The following is a 17,527-nucleotide window of genomic DNA, read 5'->3' as shown; positions in this document are numbered from 1 at the left end:
GAAATGTCGGATGCATCGCTCGAGGTGCTCCTGGACGACTTCGAGAGCAAGGACAAGTGGGAGGTCGCCGGGGAGGCCGCGGACCGCACCCACGTCATGACGTTCAAGGAGGGCGCGCCGAGCAAGCGCCCCGGCGTCTACGCGGACGGTGTCGCTGGCGCGGACGTGAAGGCGGTGGCCCTGCTGGTGCGCGCCGCCACCGACAAGACCGAGATCGAACTGCGGGCCAAGCCCGGCCGGGCGTTCACCATCACCGGGGAGGCCGAGGGCTTGGACCTGTGGGTGCGCAGCCCGCACGCCGCCCTCCGGGTATCGGCTCAGCTGACCGCGGCCGACGGCGAAGCCCAGGAGTTGCTCCTGGGCCTGCTCACCGCCGACCGCGACTGGCATCGGGTGGGAGCCGCACTGGCCGAACCGATTTCGGGTGTGACGCTGCACGGCTTGAAGATTCAGGTGATGGATGTGATCAAGCGCGAGGGCGAGCTCATGATCCTGCTCGACGACCTGACGGTGCGCACCAAGGGCTGACGGCCATGGCCTGCCCTCAGCCGCGCTGCCTTCCGCGCAGCAGCGTGGACGCGAGGGCGGCCACCACCGACAACGCGGCGAGCACCGCGAACGACAGGTGGTATCCGTCGATCGGATCGGCCGCGGAGTTCGCCGCGCGTGACAGGATGACCGCGACCGCCGCGACGCCCACCGCGCCGCCCACACGCTGCAGGATGTTCACGAATGCCGTTGCGTCGGGCAGCTGTTCGGGCCGGACCGCGGCGTAGGCGGCGGACACCAGCGGCAGTCCGGCGAGCGCCGTGCCCACGCCGGCCGCGAACAGCAGCACCTGGATCAGCGTGGGCGCGGCATCGGCGGGCAGGAATACCAGCGGCAGCACGGTGATCGCCACGGCGAGGTTGCCGACGGTGGCGACCAGCCCACCGCCGAAGCGATCGGTGAGCCGCCCGCCGATCGGGAGGGTGAGCACGCCGCCCGCGCCGAAGGGGATCAGCGCGACGCCGGTCCCGATCAGCCCGTACCCGTGCAGGACCTGGAAGTACAACGGCAGCAACACCATCACCCCGAACATCGCGGCCCCGGCGAAGAAGCTGGCCGTATTCGCCGCCGCGAACACCCGATTGGTGAACATGCAGATATCCAGCAGCGGCCGAGTACTGTGCAGACCGCGCACGATGAACCCGGCCAGCGCGGCCGCTCCGGCCAGTACCGGCAGCCAGACCGATACCGCCGTCACCGCCCCGCGCTCACCGATCTCGGACAGGCCGTATACGACCGCCGAGACCCCGCCGCCGCCGAGAACGACCCCGGCGATATCCAAGCGCCGCATGGGGATTCCCGGTCCCAGCGGCAGGTAGCGCAGACCCAGTGCGAACCCGATCAATCCCAGCGGAATATTGATCAGGAACAGCCACTGCCAGTTCCAGTGCGCCAGCATCACTCCGCCGATGGTCGGCCCGAGCGCCGGCGCGCCGACCACCGCGATGCCGACCACGCCCATGACCCGCCCCATGCGCTGCGGCCCGGCCGCCTGCCCGAGCAGCGTCTGCCCGGCGGGAATCATCACTCCCGCCGCCAGCCCCTGCAGAATCCGCAGGGCGACAAGCCAATTCGCGGTTCCGGCGAGGGCACAGAGCCCGGAGGCGATGGTGAACGCGGCCAGCGCGCCCAGCCACAGCCGTCCGACGCCGACGCGCCGCGCCAGCCAGCCGCACACGGTGAGCGAAACCCCCAGGGCGAGAAGGTATCCGCTGGCCACCCACTGAATGCTGGCCAGTGAGGTATTCAGGTCGGCCGCGATGGTGTGCAGGCCGAGGTTGATCAATGAGGTGTCGAGCATGCCCATGATGGCGCCGAAGACGACGACGGCGGCGGTGCGCCAGACATGGGCGGGGATCTTGCCGGCCTCGGGGCCGGAGTCGACGGGGATGGTGTCGATGCGCATTCGCGTCATCGGACCTCTCCTTCAGTTGAACGGATTCAGTTGTGCGAGCGCCCGCAGTTGTGGAGCGTATCAATGATTGAGGTACTCAACAATAGGTAGGATCAGCAGGTGAGCGGAGACGAGTGCGGCCCTGTCGCGTCCGAGTACAACCCGCGCGGCCTACTGCGCTACCCGACCTACACGCTGGGCAAGCTGCACAAGGCCATGCACACCGAACTCGGCACGCCGCTGCGTGAGCACTGGATGCTCACCTATCTGTCCGAGCGCGGCGACATCACGCAGCAGGAGATCGCGAACACGCTGGGCATCGATCGCAGCGAGGTGGTCCGGCTGGTGGATGCGATGGAGAAGTCCGGTTATGTCACCCGCACCCGCGATCCGCACGATCGGCGCAAATATCAGCTGAGCATCACGGCCGCGGGCAATCGGCAGCGCGAGGCGACCGACGCCCGGATCGCCGCGGCCACCGAGGTGCTACTGGCCCGGCTCACACCCGAGGAACGCGGCACCCTGCACCGGCTGTCGCTCAAGGCGCTCGGCTACGACGAAACAGACCTTTGAGTCCGTAACCGGTATGTCCTGATTCGCGACCGACTACGGTGGTCCGATGCCTTCTCGACCGCGCCTGCCCCGCCTACCCCAGCTGACACCCCCGCTGGACGCCAAGCGCGGCTACACGCAGCACGAGATCCTCGTGGAACTGCGCAGGCTGATCCTGGAAGGTCATCTGCCGCCCGGCGCGGGGCTGCCGCTGGGCGAGCTGGCGCGGACCTTCACCGTGAGCGCGATTCCGGTGCGCGAGTCGCTGCAGACCCTCATCGGCGAGGGTCTGGTCGAGCATCGGCCCAACTTCGGGTATCAGGTCACCATGTTGACCGCCGGTGAGCTGCAGGAACTGTATGTGGTCCGGGAGAGCCTGGAATCGGCGGCGCTGGCCGCGGCCGTGCACCGGGCCACCGCGGACGATCACCGGCTGGCCCGCGAAACCTATGAGCGGCTGGAGCGGGCCGTGCTCACCGAGAACGCGGTGGCCTATCACCGGGAGACCCGGAACTTCCATCTCGCGCTGGTGCGCCCGTCGGGGATGGCGCGCGTGGTGCACATGCTCGAATACGCCTGGAACATCACCGAGCCGGTGCAGCCCATGGTGCATGCCAGCACCGCCGACCGGATCGTGCTGCAGGCCGATCACAGCAGGCAGCTGGCGGCCTTCCTGGCCCGTGATGCCGAGGAGTTGCTGGCGGCCACCGACGATCATCACGACCGGCTCAACGGAGTAGTGTCGAAGCTGCCGACCGACACCGGATTGTTCGCCGATCCGGCCAGGTCGGAAGATATATAGTTCCGGAAATACCCGGGCAATACCCGCTCGATAGGTTCTCGCACACCTTGTTTCCCGTTCGACGGGACCCTATGAGATCGGATGTGCGACATGCCCGAAACAGTTGCGCCGCCGTCGCCCGGCGCAGTCACCGAAGCGGTGCCTCCCTTACCTGTTCAGGCCGCTGCGGCCTACGATCCCCGCCTCACCAACGAAGACCTCGCGCCCCTGGAGAAGCAGACCTGGGGCACCTACAACATTTTCGCGTTCTGGATGTCCGACGTGCACAGCGTCGGCGGCTACGTGACCGCGGGCAGTCTGTTCGCCCTGGGTTTGCACAGCTGGCAGGTGCTGGTGGCGCTGGTCGTCGGCATCACCATCGTGTACGGCCTGTGCAATCTGGTGGCCAAGCCCAGCCAGGTGACCGGGGTGCCCTATCCGGTCATGTGCCGCAGTTCCTTCGGCGTGCTCGGCGCGAATATTCCGGCCATCATTCGCGGTCTGATCGCGGTGGCCTGGTACGGCATTCAGACCTTCCTCGCCTCGGCGGCCCTGGATGTCGTGCTCATCAAACTGTTCCCGGGACTGGCCCCCTATGCCGTCGTCGGCGACTACGGCTTCCTCGGGCTCTCGGCGCTGGGCTGGGCCTCGTTCCTCCTGCTGTGGGTACTGCAGGCGTGCGTGTTCTGGCGTGGCATGGAGTCCATTCGCAAGTTCATCGACTTCTGCGGGCCCGCCGTATATGTCGTGATGTTCGTGCTGTGCGGCTATCTGATCTGGAAGGCCGGCTGGAGCGGCATCGATCTGAGCATGGGGCAGACGGTCACCAAGACCGGCTGGGCGGCGGTGCCGGTCATGCTGGGCGCGATCGCGCTGGTGGTGTCCTACTTCTCCGGGCCGATGCTGAACTTCGGTGACTTCTCGCGCTACGGGCGCACTTTCGCGGCCGTCAAGCGCGGCAACCTGCTGGGGCTGCCGCTCAACTTCCTGGTGTTCTCGCTGCTGGTGGTGGTGACCGCGTCGCTGACCATTCCGGTGTACGGCGAGCTCATCACCGATCCCGTCGCGACGGTGGCGCGGATCGACAATACGTTCGCGATCGTGCTGGGCGCGTTGACCTTCACCATCGCCACCATCGGCATCAATATCGTCGCCAATTTCATCTCCCCCGCCTTCGATTTCTCGAATGTGAGCCCGCAGAAGATCAGCTGGCGGATGGGCGGCATGATCGCGGCGGTCGGCTCGGTGCTGATCACGCCGTGGAATCTGTACAACAACCCGGATGTCATCCACTACACCCTCGAGACGCTGGGCGCGTTCATCGGCCCGCTGTTCGGTGTGCTCATCGCCGACTACTACCTGGTGCGCAAGCAGAAGGTGGTGGTGGACGACCTGTTCACCATGTCCGAGCGCGGAACATACTGGTATCGCAGGGGATACAACCCGGCGGCCGTGCTGGCCACGGTGATCGGCGCGGCCGTGGCGGTATTCCCGGTGATGACCTCCGGCCGGATCGCCGGTATGTACACCGCGGCCCAGTACAGCTGGTTCATCGGCTGTGGGCTCGGCTTGATCTGCTACGTCCTGTTCGCCACCCGCGGACCGCTGCGCATCACGGTATCCGCACTCGAAAATCGGTGAGGTCCATGAGAATTCGTGTCATCAATCCGAACGCCACGGCGGCCATGACCGCCATCGCGCAGGACTGCGCCCGCGCGGTCGCGGCCCCCGGCACCACGGTGGAGGGGGCGACCAACTCGATGGGACCGGTATCCATCGAAAGTCATTACGACGAAGCGCTTTCCGTGCCCGGTCTGCTCGCGGAAATCGCGCGCGGGGAGACCGAGGGCGTGGACGGGTACGTGATCGCCTGCTTCGGCGATCCCGGCCTGGACGCGGCCCGGGAGCTGGCGCGCGGGCCGGTCATCGGCATCGCGGAGGCGGCCATGCAGGCGGCCAGTCATCTGGGGCGCGGATTCAGTGTGGTGACCACGCTGGCCCGCACCTCCGGCCGCGCCGCCGAACTCGCGGAACGCTATGGGATGGAACGGTTCTGCTTCGGCATCCACGCCTGTGAGATCCCGGTGCTGGAACTCGAGGATCCCAAGGCGCGCACGGTCATCGCGGACGCCTGCCGTGAAGCCGTGCACGCCGACGGCTCCGATGCCATCGTGCTCGGCTGCGCGGGTATGGCGGATCTGTGCGAGTACCTCACCCGCGAGGTGGGCGTGCCGGTCATCGACGGCGTCACCGCCGCCACCCTGACCGTGCAGTCCCTGGTCACCATGGGACTGCGCAAGTCCGGGCGCGGCGAGTACGCCCGGCCGCTGCCCAAGCAGTACACCGGCCTGCTCTCGGGATTCACCCTCGACGATCCCGGGCCGCACCTGTGACGCTGCGGGTCACAGCATCGGCTATTTCATTCCCGAACAAGGAGGTTCGTTCGTGACGTTGCCGCCAGAAGTGCTGGCCGGTATCGAAAACCGGGTGCGTGCGGTGGATTCCGCGCTGGCCCGGCTGTACCCGGGTGATCGGGCGGGGCAGCCCGTGCACACCGCGTATGTGTGCGCCGCCGATGCGACGGCCGAGCTGCCGGGTGAATGGGGCAGGGCGGCAGTCGACCTGGCCGAGAGTCAGGCCGGATTGCTGACCGAGCTCGCGGGTGACGAGGTGTTCGCGCGGGTACTGAATACGCTGCGACAGCGGCCGATTCAGGATCTGCGGCTGGATTTCGAGGACGGGTACGGCACGCGGGGCGACGCCGCGGAGGATCGGGACGCCCGGCATGCGGGTGCGGTGCTGGCGGCACTGCCCGCCGAGGTGTTCTCGCGCGGTATCCGGATGAAGGGGCTCACCACGCTGGAATGGGTGCGCGCGGTGCGCACGCTGGAGCTGGTGCTGGAGGGCGCGGGCGGCGTGCCCGCAGGATTCGTGTTCACGATTCCCAAGATTCGGCACGTCGATCAGGTCGACGCGGCCGTGGCGCTGTGTGACGCACTGGAATCCGCGCACGGACTGCCCGCCGGTGCGCTGAGGTTCGAGTTGCAGATCGAGAGCCCGCAGGCCGTGATCGCCGCCGACGGCACCGCGACGGTCGCCGCCGCCATCCACCGCGCCGCCGGGCGCTGCACCGGATTGCACTACGGCACCTACGACTACAGCGCCGCCTGCGGTATCTCGCCGCAGTTCCAGTCGCTCGAGCATCCGGTCGCCGACCATGCCAAGGCGGTCATGCAGGCCGCGGCCGCGCAGACCGGCGTGTGGGTGTGCGACGGCTCCACCCAGATCCTGCCGATCGGCACCGAGGAGCAGGTGCGCGAGGCGGTGGCCCGGCATTTCCGGCTGGTGTCGCGGTCGCTGGAGCGCGGCTACTACCAGGGCTGGGATATGGGCGCGGGCCATCTGGCGACCCGCTGGGCCGCCACCTTCGCCTTCTACCGCAGGGCGCTCGAGGTGGCCGCGCCGCGCATCGGCCGCTACCTGGACCGGCAGGGCGGCTCGGTGGTGGACGAACCCGCCACCGCGCAGGCGCTCGCGACCGTGGTGCTGCGTGGATTGGCCTGTGGCGCATTCGAACCGGAGGCGGTGACCGCCCTGGTCCCGGCCGCGACCGTCGAGGTGCTGGACAAACTGCGTGACCGCACCTGGGTCAACCCCGCGAGCGTGGTCGCAACCGCCCCGGGAGGACATCCTCAACCGTGAATCCGCCGCCCGGCCGTGTACCGCACGGCCGGGCGGCGCTGGGAGCCAACCGTTTCCAGTTTCCGTAGTGCTGACAAAGGAGTTCCATGACTGTCGAGTCGTCTGATTTCACCCTGCTACCCGATCTGGCGGTCCGCACGCTGGGCGGCGCGGTGGTGTGGGCGAATGACGAATCCTTCGCGGAGAAGGAGAATCTCATCCGTCCCGAAGAGTCCGAGTACTCCCCCGCCACCTTCGGCCACAAGGGTCAGGTGTACGACGGATGGGAGACCCGGCGGCGGCGTGGGGATATCGGCGCGTTCCCGGCCGACGACGACTGCGACACCGCCATCGTGCGGCTCGGCGTGCCCGGCGTGATCAAGGGCGTGGTCGTGGACACGGCCTGGTTCAAGGGGAACTACCCGCCCGAGGTGTCGGTGGAAGCCATCGCGGTACCGGGCTATCCGTCGGCCGGGGAGCTGGCGGCGGCCGACGGCTGGACCACGATCGTGGCACGCGCCAAGGTGGAGGGCGATACGAAGAACCCGTTCACGGTCGACTCCGACCGGCGCTGGACGCATGTGCGGCTGCGCATGTTCCCGGACGGCGGCGTGGCCCGGCTGCGTGTGCACGGCATCGCGAAACCCGAACTGCGCTGGCTGGATTCGGGCCCGTTCGATCTGGCCGCGCTGGAGAACGGCGGTCTGGTGGCGGACTGCTCCAACCGCTTCTACTCGCATCCGCAGAATGTGCTGATGCCCGGCCGGGCCCGCGTCATGGGCGACGGCTGGGAGACCGCGCGCGGCCGCGACAAGTCCACCAACGACTGGGTGGACGTGCGGCTGGTCGAGGAGGGCGTACTCACCATGGTCGAGATCGACACCTCCTACTTCCTGTTCAACGCTCCGGGCGCGGCCGCCCTCACCGGAATTCGCGCCGACGGCAGCGAGGTGGAGTTGCTGGCCCGCACGGTGCTGCAGCCCGACACCCGGCACCGCTTCGCCATCGAGTCGGACGAAGCCGTGGTGCGGGTGCGGCTGGACGCCTACCCCGACGGCGGCCTGGCGCGCCTGCGCGTCTTCGGCAGCCTCACCGAAGCGGCCCGGACCCGGCTGCGCGCCGAGGAGGATGGTCTGGCATGAGCGAGCACATCCCGGAGCCCGGCGCTTTCGATCTCGCGTATGCGCGCGACATGGTCGGCTACGGCCCCAACCCGCCGCATCCGCGGTGGCCCGGTGACGCCAATATCGCCGTCAACTTCGTGCTCAACTACGAGGAGGGCGGCGAGAACAACCCGCTGGACGGCGATCCCGGCTCGGAGACCTTCCTCTCCGATATCGTTCCCGCCGCGGCCTTCTCGAACCGGCACATGAGCATGGAGTCCATCTACGAGTACGGCTCGCGCGCCGGGCTCTGGCGGATCCTGCGCATGTTCGAACAGCGCGATATCCCGCTCACCATTTTCGGTGTGGCCCGCGCCCTGGAACGCAATCCGGAAGCGGTGGCGGAGTTCAAGCGCCTCGGCCACGAGATCGCCTGTCACGGTCTGCGCTGGATCTCCTACCAGGAGACCGATCCGGAAACCGAACGCGCGCACATGGAAGAGGCGGTGCGCATCATCACCCGTCTCTTCGGGGCACCGCCGCGCGGGTGGTACACCGGCCGGGATTCCCCGCAGACCCGCCAGCTGGTGGTCGAGCACGGCGGTTTCGCCTACGACTCCGACTCCTACGCCGACGACCTGCCGTACTGGGTCAAGGTGGGCGAGGCCGACCAGCTGGTGATCCCGTACACCCTGGAGACCAACGACATGCGGTTCTCCTCCCCGGCCGGTTTCGCCAATGGTGACGAGTTCTTCGCCTACCTCCGCGACGCCTTCGACGTCCTCTACGCCGAGGGCGAGGCCGGGGCTCCCAAGATGCTCTCGGTCGGCCTGCACTGCCGCATCGTCGGCAAACCGGCCCGCGCGAAGTCCCTGCAGCGCTTCCTGGACCACGTCCGATCCCACGACAAGGTCTGGCTGACCCGCCGCATCGATATCGCCGACCACTGGCGCAAAATCCATCCCGCCTGAGCCGGAGCACCACCCGCAAGCGGCCCGGAACCACAGGGTTCCGGGCCGCTCTCGTCGCCGCGTTACCTGCCGGTGCGGTCGATGCGTTCGAGTTCCACTGCGCGGCGCATCATTTCGCGGGCGCGGGTGCGGTCGCCGGCGTAGTCGTAGGCGCGCGCGGCGCGGTAGTTGGTGCGCCAGTTGTCGGGGTCGGCTTCGAATTCCTGCTTGACCTGGTTGAAGAGCTGGTCGGCGGCTTCGCGTTCGATGCGGCCCGAGGGGCGGCGCGGCAACGACGAGACGTCCACCTCGAAGCCCTCATCGTGGGCACGGCGGCCCAGATGCTGGTGGGCGAAGGCGGCGCGGACACTGCTCGCCACCACCCAGACGCCGACCAGCGGAAGGATCAGGATGCCGATGCCGATGGCCACGGCCGGGATGGAGCCCTTGCCGATCAGGCTGATCGACATGCGGCCCAGGATGAAGAAGTAGAACACCAGCACGAGGACCAGGGCCGCGATGAAGACGACCTTCTTCGCGACCTCCCGGCCGACCTTGTCCTCGGCGCTGCTCACAGGTCGAGCAGCTCGTCGATGCCCACGGTGAGGCCGGGGCGGAACGGGGCCTTGCGGACGCCGAGCAGGACGCCGGGCACGAAGGAGGTGCGGTCGATGGAGTCGTGGCGGATGGTCAGCGTCTCGCCCTGGGTGCCGAACAGCACCTCCTGGTGCGCGACCAGCCCCGCGAGGCGCACCGAGTGCACGCGGACGCCGTCCACGTCCGCGCCGCGCGCGCCCTCGAGTTCGGTGGAGGTGGCGTCGGGGCTGCGGCCCACACCGGCCTTCTCGCGCGCGGCGGCGATGAGGCCCGCGGTGCGGTAGGCGGTGCCCGACGGGGCGTCGGCCTTGTTCGGGTGGTGCAGTTCGATGACCTCGACGGATTCGAACCAGCGGGCGGCCTGCTCGGCGAAGCGCATGGACAGCACCGCGCCGATGGCGAAGTTGGGCGCGATGAGCACGCTGGTTCCCGGGCTCGCGGCCAGCCAGCCGCGTACCTGCTCCAAGCGGTCCGCGTCGAAGCCGGTGGTGCCGACGACGGCGTGAATGCCGTTCTCCACCAGGAACTTCAGATTGGGCATCACCACGTCGGGGTGGGTGAAGTCGACGACCACCTGGGTGCCGGACTCGGTGAAGGTCGCCAGGGCGTCGTCCTTGTCGACCTGGGCCACCAGCTCCAGATCGGCGGCCGCTTCGACCCCGGCGCAGATGGCCTGCCCGACCTTGCCGCGCGCCCCGAGCACACCCACCCGGATCCGGTTCGTGGTCACCTGGTCTCCTCACATCACTTCGACTCGACACTCGTTCGTCAGGTCAGAGCCTATCGGGCGGCGGTCGCGCGGAAACGAGCCCGGTGGGCCCGCGTGGCGGACGCCACGCCATGCGCGCGTCCGCAACTGTTCAGCTTCCGGCCAACTCGGCGTCGAATCGAGCAGATAGGCATCGCTGGTGAGAATTCGCCGTAATACCCGTAGCGCGCTCGTCGCCGTCGCCGTGTGCGCCGCCGCTGCCACCGCCGGTTGTTCGTCCTCGTCCGATGGCGGGGCCGACTTCACCGCCACCAGGGATCAGCCGCTGGTGATCTCGCTGGACGAACTGCTGGCGAAGTCCGGCGGCTCGGCGGCGGTCGCGATCGCGGATCCGCAGCACGGGACCATCAGCCGCCGGACCGACGGGTCGGTGGTGTACACGCCGGCCGCCGGGTACACCGGATCGGACAGCGTCACCGTCACCACCACCGACGCGGTGAAGCTGTACACCACCGATATCGAGCCGCTGGGTGAATACGGTGGCGTCACCGTGCAGGGCAGTGCGTACGGGTCGGCGTTCGTGCCGGTGCCGGGGTCGACGGACGAGTTCTACGGGCTCACCGACCGCGGCCCGAATGTGGACGGCAAGGGCAAGAACGAAAAGGTCGCTCCCGTCTCGGATTTCACGCCGCAGATCGCGAAGTTCAGGATGGTCGGCACCAAGGCGGTCGTGCAGTCCACGATCCTGCTGAAGAATCCGGCCGGGCAGCCGTTCAACGGGATGGTCGATCTGTCCGCCAACACCGGCGAGACCATGAAGGATCTCAACGGGAACGTGCTCGCCCCCACCGACCACGGCATCGACAGCGAGGGCCTGGTCGCGCTCGCCGACGGCACCTTCTGGGTCTCCGACGAATACGGGCCGTTCCTGGTGCATTTCGACGCCAAGGGCACCGAGCTGGAGCGGCTCGCGCCGGGGCGCGGACTGCCCAGGGAGCTGGGGCTGCGCACGCCGAACCAGGGCATGGAGGGGCTCACCGTCACCCCGGACGGCGGCACGCTGGTGGGCATCATCCAGAGTGGTTTGACCACAGCGGGATTGAGCTCCGCGCGCGAGGTGCCGATGACGCGCATCGTGACCGTTGATCTGAAGACCAAGGCGGTCAAGGAGTTCGCGTATCCGCTGGAGAACCCGAAGGAGAAGCTGGGCGCGTCCGAGATCACCGCGTTGAGTAGCACCACGTTCCTGGTGGACGAGCGCGACGGCAACAAGGAGCCCAGGGCGAACAAGAAACTGTGGACCATCGACATCTCGCAGGCGACCGATATCGGGCCGCAGTCCACAGTCGCAGGGGCGCAGTACAACCCGGAGCAGGGCCTGCAGATCGACGGGAAACCGCTCGAAACCTGGGTCGGCGCGGTGAGCACCGCCGACGGGGTGGCCGCACTGCGGAAGGCCGGGATCACGCCGGTGAGCAAGAAGCTCGGCCTCGACCTCGGCGGGCTGGTGACCGAGCTCAACGGTGACGGAAAGTTCTTCGGCCACGACAAGATCGAGGGTGTCGCCACCACCGACGGCGGCAAGACGCTCTACATCGCCAATGACAGCGACTTCGGGCTGGCGGGCGTCACGGGCGATCAGCCGCCGTTCGGCCTGGAAGCCAAGACCATGCCGAACGGCGTACCGGACTCGGGCGAGATCCTGATGGTGGACACCACCAAGCTGCCCGCCACGACGCGGACGAAGACGATCACGTTCGACGTCCGCTGACCCCCGGGCTCAGTCGAACACGATGACCTGGCGCAGGGCGTGGCCGGCGGCCAGCTCGTCCATGGCCTCGTTGATGTCCTCCAGGCGGATGCGGGAGGAGACCAGGCGCTCCACCGGCAGCCTGCCCTCCCGCCACATGCGCACGAATTCGGGGATATCGCGCGACGGCACCGCCGAACCCAGGTAGCTGCCGACGATCGAACGGCCCTGGGCCACCAGGCCGAGCGGGGAGATCGAGGCCACGGCGTCGGGGGCGGGCAGGCCGACGGTGACGGTGGTGCCGCCGGGAGCCGTTGCGGCGATGGCGGTTTCGAAGGCGCGGATATTTCCGGCGGCCTCGATCACGGCCTCGGCCACAATGCCCTGCTTGGCCACTTCGGCCGGGGTGTACGCCTGGGTCGCGCCCAACTCCAGGGCGATCTTCAATTTGTCCGGCACGGTGTCCACGGCGATCACGTCGCGGCCCGTGCCTTCCCGCAGGGCGGCGGCGACCAGCACGGCCGCCATGCCCACCCCGCCGAGCCCGACCACCATGATGCGATCGGCCGGGGCGGGTTTCGCCGAATTCAGCAGTGCCCCACCGCCGGTCAGCACCGCGCAGCCCAGCACGGCCGCGACGTCCGGCGGCACGTCGTCGTCCACGGGCACCACCGAGCGGCGGTCCACCACGGCGTGCGTGGCGAAGGCGGAGACGCCCAGGTGATGGTGCACCTGCGCGCCGTCGCGCAGCAGGCGGCGGCCGCCGCTCAGCAGTTCACCGGCGTTGTTGGCCAAACTGCCTGCGAGACAGGGGGTTCGGCCCTCGGTGGCGCAGCCGGAGCATTCGCCGCAGCGGGGCAGGAAGGTCATGATCACGCGCTGGCCGACGGCGATATCGCCCTCGCCCGCGATATCGCCGGTCTCCGCGCCCACGGCCTCGACGATTCCGGCGGCCTCGTGGCCGAGCAGCATGGGCACCGGGCGCACCCGGTTGCCGTCCACCACCGAGAGATCCGAATGGCACAGGCCCGCCGCCTCGATCCGGACGAGCAGTTCACCGGGTCCGGGCTCCCCCAGATCCAGTTCGCTCACCGTGATCGGCTTCGACTGCGCGAACGGCGTCTCGGCTCCGATTCGTTCCAGGACAGCACCGCGAATCCTCATGGGCCCGACGGTACTCCACGGCACCTTCCCAGACAGCTGGATATCTGCTTCGATGTGTCTCGGATAGAGGAGCACCCATGAGCACACCTTCCCTGGCCGCCGGCAATCGGGGCCTCAATTCCGTCGTGACGAAATTCTTCGGCACGGTCGCCCGCGCCTATGACACGCGGCCGTTGCAGTACATCGTCTACCGCCCGCCACAGGACGAGATGGTCGCCGAACTGCGCGCCGCCGGATCCCGCCGCATCGCCGATATCGGTTGCGGGACGGGCATTCTCACTGCCCGGATCCAGCGTGAACTGCGACCCGAGGCGGTGTATGGCGTGGACGCCTCCACCGGCATGCTCGCCCAGGCCCGCGCCCGGAACGCGCAGGTGCGCTGGCTGCACTCGCCCGCCGAGCAATTGCCGCTCACCGACGGCGCGCTCGACGCGGTGGTGACCACCAGCGCCTTCCATTTCTTCGACCATCCGGTGGCGCTGCGGGAATTCCATCGGGTGCTGGTTCCCGGCGGGTTGGTGGCCATCGCGACCATGTTGCCGAGCAGCCCGACGGCGGGGCCGATCCAGCGGATCACGCGCAGCCCGATCATGCCGGCGCACGCGCCGTCACAGCGGGCGACGCGGAAGTTGCTGGAGGACGCCGGATTCGAGGTGGTCGCCCAGCGCAAGATCCACCGGCCCCTGCCGACATGGCTGATTCCGGACGGCATCACCATCGGCCGTCGCCGCTGAACCGCGCGGCCGGTCAGCGGCCCGGGTCGTCGCTGCCGCGGAAGCACACCGTCATGACACGCTTCTCCCAGACGACCCAGACCGCGCCCTGACCGTCGCGCGGGCAGCCGCCGCCCTCGGTGGTGTCGAGCAGGACCGCGGTCACCTGCACGATGTGCGGGCCGGGGGTGGTGCAGTCGACCTTGAGAGGTTCGTCCATCTGGGTGGCGTCGTAGCAGACGCCCACGCGCCAGTCGAAAGCCAGGCACAGGTGGTAGATCAGGTTGCCGGACTTGTCGTGCCGGGAGGTCTCCAGTTTGTAGAGGTTTCCCGTGCACTCGCCCGGACCCGTTTGCACCACACGGTAATTCGCGTCGAGGGAGTCGCAGTCGGCCGGGGCGGGGGATCCCGCCTCCCAGGTCGGCTCGCCCGTCTTCGGGTCGGCGACCTGGTCCATGGGGACCTCGACACAGTCACCGACCCGCAGCGCGGCGAGCGGGTCGGGGGCGGCGGGTTTGGCGCTGGTGGTCGCGGTCGGCAGGCCCGCGGGGACGAGGCCGGGCGCGGTCGGCCCGGCGGTGCCCGCGACGGTCGCACCGCCCAGGTCGGAGGCCACGTCCTGGGCGGCCGGAAGCAGGCCGATCAGCAGGGCGAGTGCGCCCAGCAGGGCGAGCACGGGAGCCAGTGCGCCGCGCTCCCCTCGCGGTCGTCCGCGTGTTCGTCGAATCCCGATCACCGTGGCGGCAACCAGCAGCGACACAGCCACGGCGATCAGCACCCAGTGCACACCCAACCCCCACAACGACTTTCCCTACACCTACCAGTGTGGCTGATCGACAGGCGCACGGCACGGTCCAGTCCCACTCCGCCTGCAAGCTATCCCATGGCGCAATTCAGTAGCAATCCGACATTGCGCCCTCTTCAGGGCCAGTTCGCGGTCTTGATGGTCATGATGGAGGTATGCGCGCACGACTAGGGGTTCTGACCGTCGCTTTTCTGCTGGGGGCCGTCGCCTGCGGGCAGGACACGGATTCGCGGCCTACGGCGACCGCCACCGTCACGCGGACGGCTCCGAGCCAGCCCTCCGGTGTGCCCGATCTGGCGGCCGGGGAGGATGTGGCGCAGGGGCTCGACGTGCCGTGGGGGCTGGCCTTCCTGCCCGACGGGAGTGCGCTTGTGGCCGAACGGGATTCGGGCGCGATCGTGAAGGTCACGCCCGGCGTCGGCACCGAGCGGGTGTACGAGGTGCCGGGCGTGGAGGCGACCGGGGAAGCCGGATTGCTCGGCATCGCGGTCTCACCGGGCTACGCCGAAGACCGGTACGTGTACGCGTACTTCACTGCCGCACAGGACAATCGGATCGTGCGCTTCCGGCTCGACGGGCAGCCGCAGGTGATCTTCAGCGGTATCGCCAAGGGCTCCATCCACGACGGGGGGCGGATCGCCTTCGGCCCCGACGGGCTGCTCTACGTCGGCACCGGCGACGCCGGGCAGACCTCGCGCTCCCAGGACCCGGCCGATCCCAATGGAAAGATCCTGCGCCTCACCCCGGAAGGCGCTGCGGCACCGGGCAATCCGACGCCCGGCTCGCCCGTCTACAGCCTCGGGCACCGCAACGTACAGGGCCTGGCCTGGGATTCCTCGGGCCGCCTGTTCGCCGCCGAATTCGGCCGCAACGCCTTCGACGAGATCAATCTGATCGAACCCGGCCGCAACTACGGCTGGCCCGAGGTGGAGGGCAGTGGCGACACCCGCGGCGGCGAATTCACCCAGCCCCTGGTCACCTGGAAACCGTCGGAAGCCTCCCCCTCGGGTATCGCGATCACCGGTGACACCCTCTACGCCGCCGCCCTCCGCGGCGAACGCCTCTGGACCGTCCCCCTGAGCGACGGCCGCACCGGCAAACCCGAAGCCCGCCTGGAGAATCAGCTCGGCCGCCTCCGCACTGTCGCCGTCGCACCGGACGGCGCGCTCTGGGTGACCACCTCCAACACCGACGGCCGCGGCGACCCGGCGACCGGCGACGACCGCGTCATCCGCTTCCCCGCCCGCTAGGCCGAAGACCTCGGCGTGACGCGGGTGCGCCGCACGCCGGGACGACGAGGCGGTTCAGCCTTTGGTCAGTTCGGGTGTGCTCTCGGCGGGCACCGGCGGCCAGGCTTCCGGGCGGATGTTGGCGGGTTTGGTGGTGGGGTTCTCGTCCCAGTCGAAGCGGACGCCGACCCAGGCTTTCGGCTTCTCGAACACGACCTCGCGGGCGTCGAATGCCGCTCTGCGGAAGGAGATTTCGCCGAAGAAGTCGCCGCCGGTGAAGATCGCGGCGCGGCCGTCGAAGACGGCGTCGGCGAAGGAGACGCGGCCGTGGTATTCGGCGCGCGCGAAGGTGGTCTCGCGGGTGCCGCCGACCCGCCAGCGGCCGCGGCTGCCCAGGTGGGCGCAGTCGAAGGCGGTGGCCTCGGCGTAGCACCGGATATCGGCGAACGTGATTCTGGCGCTGGAGAACCGGGCGGTCGCGAAGGTCACCCGGCCGCCGTCGAAGAGGACGTGCTCGAAGGTGGTGAGGTCCGCGGCGAAGGTGGCGTCGGCGAAGCTGCTGCGGTCACCGGCGAAGGTGGCGCGGGTGAAGGCGGTGCGGACACCGCCGAACTGGGCGCCGTCGAAGGAGACCGGGGCGGCGAAGGTCACGTCGGTGAAGGTGGTTCCGGCGGTGTCGCGTTCCCCGCGGACGGGCTGGGAGTGGGCGAAGATCGCGCCGTCGAAGCGGGTGGCGGCGGCTCGGAAGACCGCGCCCCGGAAGGTGACTCGCGGGCCGAGGAAGCGGGCGCGGTCGAAGTGGGTGCCGCGGCCGCCGACGAAGACCGCGTTGGTGAAGCGGGTGGCATTGCCCGCGAAGGTCACATCGCGGAAGTCCAGATCCTCGAAGATCACGTCGGAGAAGTCGAAATCGCAGCTGGACCAGGATCTTTCGGCGCCGGGGCGGAGGTGTCCGGCGATCACGCGCAGGATGGTGTCGCGAACCTGCCGGTCGTTCTGCCGGTAGCCGTACACCCGCTCCACGGCCGTCCCGGCGTCCTCGATCCGCTGCGTTTTGGAGACCAGGTGGCTGGCCCCCTCATCGGGCACGTAGGGCAGGCGTAGGTAGCCGCACAGCACGTCCACGCACTGCTGGCGCTGACCGGGCGTGCCCGCACCGTCCGCGACCCCCGCCATGGCGTAGACCCCGGCGATGCGCACTGCCACATCGGAGTGCCCGAGCTGTATGGCCGCCGCCCCGAACAGTTCGGCGAAGCGGCCGCGCTCGCTGTCGCGCTGGCGGCGCAATGCCAGCAGCGATAGCGCCGCGGCCAGCAGTCCGGCGACCACCGCCACCAGGATCGTGTTGCGGTCCAAGGGTTTCGGCTGTTCGCCGTCGTCGCGTAGCAGCAGCAATCCTGTGCACACACCGACCAGAAGCCCGATCACCACCGCGGGAACCACAACCCTCATCAGTGCCGACCGGTGAACCGTCCGGTTCGGCACCGCGCCGAACCACCCCCACCGCCGCATAGCGGAAGGATAGCGACAGCGCCCGCGACACGCCCAGCG

The 17,527-nt window shown here is 68.9% G+C and carries 17 protein-coding genes; 11 read left to right on the top strand and 6 right to left on the bottom strand.

What is annotated here, in order from left to right; translation table 11 throughout:
- Positions 1-3: 3 nt before the first annotated feature.
- Positions 4-528: a hypothetical protein gene (locus JK358_RS30735; protein ID WP_201954619.1), complete on the top strand. Its 525-nt coding sequence runs from the start codon at positions 4-6 to the stop codon at positions 526-528.
- A 16-nt stretch (positions 529-544) separates the two neighbouring features.
- Here the strand turns inward: JK358_RS30735 and JK358_RS30730 are convergent, their stop codons facing one another.
- Positions 545-1,963 (bottom strand): DHA2 family efflux MFS transporter permease subunit, encoded by a 1,419-nt coding sequence (locus JK358_RS30730; RefSeq protein WP_232852175.1) that lies wholly within the window; start codon positions 1,961-1,963, stop codon positions 545-547.
- Positions 1,964-2,062: 99 nt separating this feature from the next.
- Here JK358_RS30730 and JK358_RS30725 point away from each other — a divergent pair, with 99 nt between their 5' ends.
- The 7 genes from JK358_RS30725 to puuE all read left to right on the top strand — a co-directional run bounded on the left by JK358_RS30725 (position 2,063) and on the right by puuE (position 9,030).
- Entirely contained in the window at positions 2,063-2,515 is a 453-nt protein-coding gene (locus tag JK358_RS30725; protein ID WP_307817816.1) for a MarR family winged helix-turn-helix transcriptional regulator, read from the top strand.
- 46 nt (positions 2,516-2,561) lie between these two features.
- Positions 2,562-3,296, top strand: a complete 735-nt coding sequence (locus JK358_RS30720) for a GntR family transcriptional regulator (protein WP_201954604.1) — start codon at positions 2,562-2,564, stop codon at positions 3,294-3,296.
- A 90-nt stretch (positions 3,297-3,386) separates the two neighbouring features.
- Positions 3,387-4,916: an NCS1 family nucleobase:cation symporter-1 gene (locus tag JK358_RS30715; RefSeq protein ID WP_201954602.1), complete on the top strand. Its 1,530-nt coding sequence runs from the start codon at positions 3,387-3,389 to the stop codon at positions 4,914-4,916.
- 5 nt (positions 4,917-4,921) lie between these two features.
- Entirely contained in the window at positions 4,922-5,668 is a 747-nt protein-coding gene (locus tag JK358_RS30710; RefSeq protein WP_201954600.1) for an aspartate/glutamate racemase family protein, read from the top strand.
- A gap of 52 nt (positions 5,669-5,720) precedes the next feature.
- Positions 5,721-6,977 carry a DUF6986 family protein gene (locus JK358_RS30705; RefSeq protein ID WP_307817815.1) on the top strand — a complete coding sequence of 419 codons (1,257 nt, stop codon included), beginning with the start codon at positions 5,721-5,723 and terminating at the stop codon, positions 6,975-6,977.
- An 86-nt stretch (positions 6,978-7,063) separates the two neighbouring features.
- The gene (gene alc / locus JK358_RS30700) at positions 7,064-8,098 is read left to right on the top strand and encodes an allantoicase (protein WP_201954598.1); all 1,035 of its coding nucleotides are present in this window, start codon (positions 7,064-7,066) and stop codon (positions 8,096-8,098) included.
- Entirely contained in the window at positions 8,095-9,030 is a 936-nt protein-coding gene (gene puuE / locus JK358_RS30695) for an allantoinase PuuE (RefSeq protein WP_201954596.1), read from the top strand. The genes alc and puuE overlap by 4 nt, the downstream gene beginning before the upstream one ends.
- Before the next feature lie 62 nt (positions 9,031-9,092).
- Here the strand turns inward: puuE and JK358_RS30690 are convergent, their stop codons facing one another.
- Both JK358_RS30690 and dapB read right to left on the bottom strand, forming a co-directional pair.
- Entirely contained in the window at positions 9,093-9,584 is a 492-nt protein-coding gene (locus JK358_RS30690; protein WP_201954588.1) for a hypothetical protein, read from the bottom strand.
- Positions 9,581-10,336 (bottom strand): 4-hydroxy-tetrahydrodipicolinate reductase, encoded by a 756-nt coding sequence (dapB, locus tag JK358_RS30685; RefSeq protein ID WP_201954586.1) that lies wholly within the window; start codon positions 10,334-10,336, stop codon positions 9,581-9,583. The genes JK358_RS30690 and dapB overlap by 4 nt, the downstream gene beginning before the upstream one ends.
- Before the next feature lie 178 nt (positions 10,337-10,514).
- Between dapB and JK358_RS30680 the strand changes: the two genes are divergently transcribed.
- Positions 10,515-12,086 (top strand): esterase-like activity of phytase family protein, encoded by a 1,572-nt coding sequence (locus JK358_RS30680; protein WP_201954584.1) that lies wholly within the window; start codon positions 10,515-10,517, stop codon positions 12,084-12,086.
- 9 nt (positions 12,087-12,095) lie between these two features.
- Here the strand turns inward: JK358_RS30680 and JK358_RS30675 are convergent, their stop codons facing one another.
- A complete protein-coding gene (locus tag JK358_RS30675) occupies positions 12,096-13,229 on the bottom strand; it encodes an alcohol dehydrogenase catalytic domain-containing protein (RefSeq protein ID WP_201954582.1) in 1,134 nt (377 codons plus the stop codon).
- Positions 13,230-13,306: 77 nt separating this feature from the next.
- Between JK358_RS30675 and JK358_RS30670 the strand changes: the two genes are divergently transcribed.
- Entirely contained in the window at positions 13,307-13,963 is a 657-nt protein-coding gene (locus JK358_RS30670; RefSeq protein ID WP_201954580.1) for a class I SAM-dependent methyltransferase, read from the top strand.
- Between the two features lie 13 nt (positions 13,964-13,976).
- On the opposite strand, the gene JK358_RS30665 is transcribed toward JK358_RS30670, so the two are convergent.
- On the bottom strand, positions 13,977-14,729 hold the full coding sequence (locus JK358_RS30665; RefSeq protein ID WP_201954578.1) for an LppU/SCO3897 family protein: 753 nt from the start codon (positions 14,727-14,729) through the stop codon (positions 13,977-13,979).
- A gap of 173 nt (positions 14,730-14,902) precedes the next feature.
- Between JK358_RS30665 and JK358_RS30660 the strand changes: the two genes are divergently transcribed.
- Positions 14,903-15,997: a PQQ-dependent sugar dehydrogenase gene (locus JK358_RS30660; RefSeq protein ID WP_201954576.1), complete on the top strand. Its 1,095-nt coding sequence runs from the start codon at positions 14,903-14,905 to the stop codon at positions 15,995-15,997.
- A 54-nt stretch (positions 15,998-16,051) separates the two neighbouring features.
- On the opposite strand, the gene JK358_RS30655 is transcribed toward JK358_RS30660, so the two are convergent.
- Positions 16,052-17,428 carry a pentapeptide repeat-containing protein gene (locus tag JK358_RS30655; RefSeq protein ID WP_232852174.1) on the bottom strand — a complete coding sequence of 459 codons (1,377 nt, stop codon included), beginning with the start codon at positions 17,426-17,428 and terminating at the stop codon, positions 16,052-16,054.
- Positions 17,429-17,527 lie beyond the last annotated feature (99 nt).

This window comes from Nocardia acididurans (assembly GCF_016741815.1).
GTDB classification, from domain to species: Bacteria; Actinomycetota; Actinomycetes; order Mycobacteriales; family Mycobacteriaceae; genus Nocardia; species Nocardia acididurans.
Note: the sequence above shows the minus strand (reverse complement) of the source record. Positions and strands in the feature narration are given on the sequence as shown.

Bases quoted from the DNA above. Each gene is read 5' to 3' on its own strand.
- JK358_RS30735 (WP_201954619.1), top strand. From the start codon at position 4: ATGTCGGATGCATCGCTCGAGGTGCTCCTGGACGACTTCGAGAGCAAG.
- JK358_RS30730 (WP_232852175.1), bottom strand. From the start codon at position 1,963: ATGACGCGAATGCGCATCGACACCATCCCCGTCGACTCCGGCCCCGAG.
- JK358_RS30720 (WP_201954604.1), top strand. From the start codon at position 2,562: ATGCCTTCTCGACCGCGCCTGCCCCGCCTACCCCAGCTGACACCCCCG.
- JK358_RS30715 (WP_201954602.1), top strand. From the start codon at position 3,387: ATGCCCGAAACAGTTGCGCCGCCGTCGCCCGGCGCAGTCACCGAAGCG.
- JK358_RS30710 (WP_201954600.1), top strand. From the start codon at position 4,922: ATGAGAATTCGTGTCATCAATCCGAACGCCACGGCGGCCATGACCGCC.
- alc (WP_201954598.1), top strand. From the start codon at position 7,064: ATGACTGTCGAGTCGTCTGATTTCACCCTGCTACCCGATCTGGCGGTC.
- puuE (WP_201954596.1), top strand. From the start codon at position 8,095: ATGAGCGAGCACATCCCGGAGCCCGGCGCTTTCGATCTCGCGTATGCG.
- JK358_RS30675 (WP_201954582.1), bottom strand. From the start codon at position 13,229: ATGAGGATTCGCGGTGCTGTCCTGGAACGAATCGGAGCCGAGACGCCG.
- JK358_RS30670 (WP_201954580.1), top strand. From the start codon at position 13,307: ATGAGCACACCTTCCCTGGCCGCCGGCAATCGGGGCCTCAATTCCGTC.
- JK358_RS30660 (WP_201954576.1), top strand. From the start codon at position 14,903: ATGCGCGCACGACTAGGGGTTCTGACCGTCGCTTTTCTGCTGGGGGCC.
- JK358_RS30655 (WP_232852174.1), bottom strand. From the start codon at position 17,428: ATGAGGGTTGTGGTTCCCGCGGTGGTGATCGGGCTTCTGGTCGGTGTG.